Source organism: Campylobacter sp. W0014 (genome assembly GCF_020135975.1).
Lineage (GTDB): Bacteria > Campylobacterota > Campylobacteria > Campylobacterales > Campylobacteraceae > Campylobacter_D.
Genome location: NZ_JACHTR010000037.1, coordinates 1 through 7,024 on the forward strand (window position 1 = coordinate 1; position 7,024 = coordinate 7,024).

The window sequence follows — 7,024 nt, forward strand, 5'->3', positions numbered from 1 at the left end:
AAGTTTCATTGTTTTAAAAATGTCATTTAGCATATCTTTTAACTCATTACTATCTCTCTTTAAGTTGACACAATCGCAACTTTTGTAAGGATTTGTTGAAGCATAATCATTAATAATTATTCTTTTTGCATGATATAGACCAAAAATAATTTGATGATATTTAATCCCTTCTCTCTTGAGCTGATCTTTTGTAACCCTTTCGTAAGATAAGCTTCTAGAGGTAGTTAAAACTATATTTATCCTTCCTGTATCATATAAACGGTTTAAAATATCGACATTTTCTTTAATTTTTAAAGTTTCACCCCACATTGGAGAAAAAAATTCACTAGAACTATGCACCAAAGTTCCATCTATATCAACAAATAAAGTAGCAAAATTATCCTTAAATCTATTCCATTCTTCAATTGTTCCCCAGTCTATATAATCTTTAACTTTAGAAGCTCTAAAAACAATACCCTCTAACATCATACTATAAATTATATGGGAGATATATAAATTATTAAAATCTTTCAACTTTTCAAAAAAATTACAAAAAACTTCAGCTTCCTCAAATCCGTATCCACCAACATTAAACATAGAACTAATGATTTTTTTTTCTATAATGTTAACCACTATATTTTGCTCATCAAGGCAAACATAACTTTTATTTTTAGCATTGATTAAATCCATCTCATTTAAGTCAAAAGTTGAAATAAAATTTCCAGTAAAATTTTCTTCAATAAAAAAATTATCACTATCTTTAATGTAAATTTGTCCTGTTATATTTGCCTTTTTAATTCCCTTATAAACAGTTTCCGGTTGAGATTTGGTTTCTTGATCAAGCATAATTAATTTTAATTTATCTTTACATTTTAAAACATCAAATTGTTGTATTAAAATATTCTTAAGATTATATTTATCACTATGCTCTTTAAGACAAATTACATATATAGTCTTAAACTGACTTAATGGTAAACCTTTTATAGCCTCAATTATCATTAAATTTCCATTTGGATGCGTCAACAACCATTTTGGTTTCATATTTGGAAACCTTGAAGACTTTCCAGCAACCGGCAATATTAAATTCATAAATAAACTCCAAAAAATAATATTTTAATAACTCAATAGCAAAATATTATACTATAATGACTTAAATTCTTGAATCAAATAATTAAAAATTTTTTCCTGTTTTACATAAGGAATAATTCTCATCAAATTTATCTTTGCAAAGATACTATAATATGTTCTATAAAATTTATATTTATTAAAATAATTATCAATTATACTATCGAAAAAATCTAAAATTAGATTAATTTTTATTTCATCATATTCTTTTTTGATTAGTAATAAACTCCATTTATGTTTTGTATCTTGGCGAATTTTAACAATATCTTGCAAAGGAGTTTCTAAAAAATTATCTAAAAAATCAATTAAAACAATATCATTCTTCAAAAAAAGAATATTTGAAAAAGTCAAGTCTCCGTGGCACTGTCCTATTGGAATTTCCAAAACATTTTGCAGTTGATATAATTCTTCTTCAAAAGAATCAAAAATATATTTAAATGTATTATCACTATAAAAACGATGATTTAAAATTGTATTTTTTACATCGCAATATTTTTTAAGAAAAACTTGCTTATTGATTTTTGTTAATTTTGAGGTAGCAATATTATATTCTATAAAAGAAATAATCAATCTTATTTTATCTTTTAAATAGCAAATCGAATTACTCTCAAAAAAATTTATAAAATCATTTGCATAAAAATATTGCATCGAAAATCCAAATTTTTGCACAGAATTATCCCAGTTTTCACTAATAATTTCTGGAATAACAATATTACTCATTTTTTGTTTTAAAAAAAATTTTTGTTTCTGACACTGTTTACGTAATCTGTGTTTATAAGAATCACTCACGGTTGTTTTTAATATCGTGTTATTATAGATTTCCAAATTACAACCAGAATGCCCATCAATATAAATTTGTTTCATTATCTTAACACTATTCCAAAATTACAATTATTATCAAAACTCAAGCAACATACTATTAAATATCTGAAAGTATAACACAGTTTATTTAAATTTCTTAATTATTTTTTATTTTTTATAATATTTTATTTGGACAAGATAAATCAAAAAAATAATATACCTATCTTTTATACCAACTTTTTAGTTAAATTTCATCTAATTTACATGAAAAATAATTCTTAATCTTTAAAAACCTATTTAATTGTTTATAATCTTTAAAGTAAAGACAAAACAAATCTGAATTTATTTTAGATAATAAAAAGAAATCTCATTCTTATTAATCCATAAATTATCTGATTAAAATTTATTCAAATTCTCTCACAATAACCTTTTAAAATAAATTTCAAAATTAGGTAATTTATAATAATTAAAAAGTTATCAAACCTGATATTAAAAAACAAAAATAAATTCTATAATAATTATAATATACTAGTAATTTTTAATTTCATAAAACTAAGGGCATAATTGATTATTTTTAAAAATTATTTTTTGTCACAAATAATGCACAATTGCAAATTCATTAAAATATTAGCCAAAAAAATTACCAAAACTTTTATAATCCTCAGGTATACCTATATCTATAAAATAATCTTCAAAAATTTCAGCTCTTGCTTTTAAATTTTTATAATTTTCTTGCAAAAATTCTTCAAAAGAAAATTTATTTTCCAAATGAAAATTTTGAAAAATATCTTTTGAGATAAGATAAATTCCACCATTTATAAAACCTTGCTTTAGATACTGTTTTTCTTTAAAATAGGTAATATTTCCTAAATTATCAAGTTCAACCGATCCATAACGATCAAAATCATTCATTTTTTTTAAAGCAAGACAAATTTTACTTTCATCTAGCTTCATTTTAGTTAAATCGATATCAAAAAAGGTATCCCCATTTAAAACCAAACAGTCCTCCTTAACTAACTCCAAAGCTTGTTTGATCGCCCCACCGGTTCCTAAGGGCTCTTTTTCTATATTATATCTCACTTTTATATCTAAAAACTCATCTTTAAAATACTCTTGTATGATTTCATATTTGTAAGAAACTGCCAAAATGATTTCATCGATTTTTTGCTTTTTAAGATAGGTAAAAATAAATTCCAAAAAAGGCTTATTATTTATCGGCGCCATAGGTTTTGGGATATCTTTTATCACGCTTTTTAAGCGTGTGCCAAGCCCGCCACATAAAATAATAGCTTTCAAATACCAAAACCTTTTCCAAAAAGCTCCTCTTCAACGATAGCACATATAATATGGCCTATGATTATATGAGATTCTTGAATTCTTGGGGTGCAAGAAGAAGGAACTTTGATGCAATAATCACACATTTTATCCATAGCTCCGCCGCTTTCTCCAGTTAATCCTATGCTTAAAATTTCTTTTTTCTTGCAACTTTCTAAGGCTTTTAAGATATTTTTACTATTACCGCTCGTTGAAATTCCTATAAAAACATCCCCTTTTACACCCTGCGCTTCAACTTGCCTTGAAAAAATATTTTCATAACCATAGTCATTTCCTATGGCTGTTAAAATGCTCGTATCTGTTGTCAGCGCTATACTTGCAATCCCAGGTCTATCAAAATAAAATCTGCTTACAAATTCCCCTGCGATATGTTGTGCATCAGCTGCGCTACCGCCATTTCCTGCTATAAGGGTTTTATTACCATTTTTATAAGCTTTTATTACCTCTAAGGAAACATTTTTAATAAGTTCAAGTAAATTTTCATCTTTTAAAATTTGCTCTTTAGTTAAAATAGAATCTTTAAAATGTCCTTTGATATATGAGTTTATATTTTCCATGATTTTGCACCTTCTTTTGTAAATGAAAAATCTTGCACATAGCCTTGTTCTTTATTTAAGGCTTCTATGAGTTTATATTTTTTGATAGGATCTACAAAGAAAAACATAAATCCCCCAGCACCAGCTCCGCTCGTTTTTCCACTATAGGCTCCATTTTCTATAGCGAGTTTATAAATTCTTTCAAGCTCATCGTTGCTGACTATTTCAGAGATGATTTTTTTTGAATTCCAAGATTTACCTAAAATTTGTGCTATTTTTTCAAAATCAGCTCTAAATAAAGCTTCTTTCATATCTAAAGCATCCTGCTTAATCGCATGCATAGCATTTAAAGAATTTTTATCACCCAATTTCCCTTTTTTATGCTCTTCTATATCTTTTGCCTCGCGCGTGATATTGGTAAAATATAAAACCGTTCTTGCTTCAAGTTCACTTGCTATCCAATTTTTTATACGCAAAGGATTGACAATAACTCTTTTATTTTTATAAAATTCCATAAAATTAAAGCCACCAAAAGTAGCAGCGTATTGATCTTGTGCGCCTCCAACGATCTTCATATCTTCACGTTCAATTTCAAAGGCTAATTTTGCAACCTCATATTCCCCTAAAGGCAAATTTAGCCACTCTACAAAAGCCTTAATAATCCCAACGACTAAGGTAGAGCTTCCGCCTAAACCACTTCCGCTAGGTACATCAGAATAAGTATGCAAAGAAAAACTCAAAGGTTTTTTGATAAAATCTTTAACGATGCGATTATAAACTGCTTTAAAAATATCTAAATTTCCATCATTTTTAAGCTCTAGCTCACTTTGATACTCAGCGTATGAATTAGTATCTGGCGAATCAAAAATGATTTTATGATCTTTTCTTTCTATCAAAGTACAATGAATATAAAGAGAAATTGTTGCATTTAACACATAACCTGTGTATTTATCACAATATAAATTAATATCAGTTCCCCCTCCTGCAAGTCCTAAACGAAGGGGAGTTTGTGAACGTATAATCCTCATACCTTGCCTAACGATTAAGAGGAATTCTGCCTCTGGCAATCTCGCTACGCCAGTGATTTAGCAAATCTTCAAACATTTTTCTAGCTGGAATTTCTGGCTTCCAATCGATATAACTTTTAATCTTTGTATTGTCAAACATTTGATAATCCGCATCAATAGGGCGAAGCCTTTCTTCATCTTGTTCAATTTTGATATCTTTTCTAGTAGAAAAACCAAGAAGTATATCAATAACTTCGGGCAATTTAAAGGCTTCTTCACCCGCAATATTAAACGCTTCTCCGCATGGAACTTTTCCTTTTTCACTCTCAAGGGCTAGTAAATAATACGCCCTTATAGCATCACGACAATCTTGAAAAGTCCTCACACTCGATAAATTCCCTACTTTGATAACTGGTTCTTGAAGTCCTGCTTCTATCAAAGCGATTTGTTTTGCTACTGTGCTTTCAAAAAATACATCTGTTCTTCTTGGACCACTATGCGTTCCCATTCTTGTAACAAAAGTCTTAAGTTTATAGGCCTCTCCGTAAAATCTTCCTAAGTAATCGGTGCCAATTTTACTGATACTATAAGGACTTGCTCCGTGAAATGAGGTTTCTTCATTGAGCTTAACACCTACTTTAGCACGCCCATAAACTTCGCTTGAAGAACAAACATGAATAACTGGATCATAACCATCTTTTTGATGCAAAATTCTAATATTTTCTAAGATATTTGCTGTACCAATGATATTGGTTTGTAAAGTCTCTATAGGAGAATCAAAAGAAGTTTTTGGGTAGGATTGTGCTGCTAAATGAAAGATAAAATCAGGTCTTTTGCTTTCAAAAAGTTTTTGCAAACTTGTATAATCATTTAAATCTGCATAAAAAATACCTATCCTATCTTTTTTATTGATCCTATCGCTTAGATGATAGATATTATCCATTGGCTCAAGCCAACGCATCATACCAATAACTTCCCAATCTGTATTTGCAAGCAAAAAATCGGCCAATTGAGAGCCGACTTGGCCGGTAAAGCCTGTAATCAAAGCTGTTTTTTTCATAGATATCCCTTTTTTCAGGATTATATCAAATTTAGATTAACGTCTTGCATTGCTTTGTTTTAAATACCAATCATACATCATTTTAATACCATCTTCTAGTTCGATTTTATGTTTCCAACCTAAAGAATGGATTTTGGAACAATCCAGTAATCTATTCATAGGACTATCTGGTTTAGTAGTATCAAATTTTATTTCTCCATGATAATTAACTATTTTTTTAATTATATAAGATAAATCCTTTATGCTTAGATCACTTCCCGTTCCTATGTTTAAATGAGTATTTTTTATATTTTTTTCATTTTTATCGAATAAATCATCAAAATTAATATTTTGCATAATGAAAATACAAGCATCTGCCAAATCTTCACTATGCAAAAATTCTCTTCTAGTTTTACCTGCTCCCCAAAGTTCTATATGGTTTTCAAATATACCATTATTATTTAGATAAGCTATTGCTTTTTCTAAATCATCAATATTTAAATCTTTTTTAATTTGATCATAAGATTTTTCATTGAGCATTTTTGCTAAATGCATTTTTCTAAGCATGGCTGGCAAAACTCTAGCTTTATTTAAATCAGATTCATTTGTTTTTCCGTATAAATTAGTCAAAGCTATAGAAATAAAATTAGTTTTATATTGTAGATTATAAGCTTCGCACATCTTTATACCAGCTATTTTAGCTATAGCATAAGACTCTGCATTGTATTCTAAATCTGATTTTAAAATGCTTTCTTCTTTGATCGGATTTATAGCTTCTAGCGGATACATCCAAGAACTTGCAAAATTGATCAATTTTTTAACTTTAAAAAGATAAGAATTATGAATAATATTATTTTGTATAGCAAGGTTATCATGCAAAACTTCAGCTTTTAAATTCATCCCTAAAGGTGATAATTTTGCGGCAGTTAAAAAAACGTATTCTGGTTTTTCTTTTTCAAAAAAATCAAAAACTTGCTTTTGATTTGTTAAATCAAGCTCTTGATGAGTTTTGTAAATCAAATTTTCATAACCTGAAATTTTTAATTTTTCTAAAATCGCACTTCCAGCTGTCCCTCTATGGCCTGCTATATAAATTTTAGAATTTTTATTCATGCTACCTCCTTACTATACACATCGCTATAGAAGGAATAGCTATAAATTATTTTTTTACTATCCCCCCCCCCGCCGTTGCAATAAACATT

General features: G+C 28.1%; 7 protein-coding genes. All 7 read right to left on the reverse strand.

Annotation, left to right across the window (positions count from 1 at the left end; translation table 11 throughout):
* Positions 1-1,068 (reverse strand): hypothetical protein (locus H2277_RS08420; RefSeq protein ID WP_337201880.1); only part of this gene is annotated, 1,068 nt, incomplete at its 3' end.
* A gap of 51 nt (positions 1,069-1,119) precedes the next feature.
* Positions 1,120-1,968 (reverse strand): hypothetical protein, encoded by an 849-nt coding sequence (locus H2277_RS08425; RefSeq protein ID WP_337201881.1) that lies wholly within the window; start codon positions 1,966-1,968, stop codon positions 1,120-1,122.
* A gap of 564 nt (positions 1,969-2,532) precedes the next feature.
* Positions 2,533-3,201: a nucleotidyltransferase family protein gene (locus tag H2277_RS08430; RefSeq protein ID WP_337201882.1), complete on the reverse strand. Its 669-nt coding sequence runs from the start codon at positions 3,199-3,201 to the stop codon at positions 2,533-2,535.
* A complete protein-coding gene (locus tag H2277_RS08435; protein WP_337201883.1) occupies positions 3,198-3,797 on the reverse strand; it encodes a D-sedoheptulose 7-phosphate isomerase in 600 nt (199 codons plus the stop codon). The genes H2277_RS08430 and H2277_RS08435 overlap by 4 nt, the downstream gene beginning before the upstream one ends.
* Positions 3,785-4,804 (reverse strand): dehydrogenase, encoded by a 1,020-nt coding sequence (locus H2277_RS08440; protein ID WP_337201884.1) that lies wholly within the window; start codon positions 4,802-4,804, stop codon positions 3,785-3,787. The genes H2277_RS08435 and H2277_RS08440 overlap by 13 nt, the downstream gene beginning before the upstream one ends.
* 7 nt (positions 4,805-4,811) lie before the next feature.
* On the reverse strand, positions 4,812-5,843 hold the full coding sequence (locus tag H2277_RS08445; RefSeq protein ID WP_337201885.1) for a GDP-mannose 4,6-dehydratase: 1,032 nt from the start codon (positions 5,841-5,843) through the stop codon (positions 4,812-4,814).
* A 36-nt stretch (positions 5,844-5,879) separates the two neighbouring features.
* A complete protein-coding gene (locus tag H2277_RS08450; protein ID WP_337201886.1) occupies positions 5,880-6,935 on the reverse strand; it encodes a GDP-L-fucose synthase in 1,056 nt (351 codons plus the stop codon).
* Between the last annotated feature and the right edge of the window lie 89 nt (positions 6,936-7,024).

What these genes read in the sequence shown, in the direction of transcription:
- H2277_RS08425 (WP_337201881.1), bottom strand. Translation starts at nt 1,968, where the DNA reads ATGAAACAAATTTATATTGATGGGCATTCTGGTTGTAATTTGGAAATC.
- H2277_RS08435 (WP_337201883.1), bottom strand. Translation starts at nt 3,797, where the DNA reads ATGGAAAATATAAACTCATATATCAAAGGACATTTTAAAGATTCTATT.
- H2277_RS08440 (WP_337201884.1), bottom strand. Translation starts at nt 4,804, where the DNA reads ATGAGGATTATACGTTCACAAACTCCCCTTCGTTTAGGACTTGCAGGA.
- H2277_RS08445 (WP_337201885.1), bottom strand. Translation starts at nt 5,843, where the DNA reads ATGAAAAAAACAGCTTTGATTACAGGCTTTACCGGCCAAGTCGGCTCT.
- H2277_RS08450 (WP_337201886.1), bottom strand. Translation starts at nt 6,935, where the DNA reads ATGAATAAAAATTCTAAAATTTATATAGCAGGCCATAGAGGGACAGCT.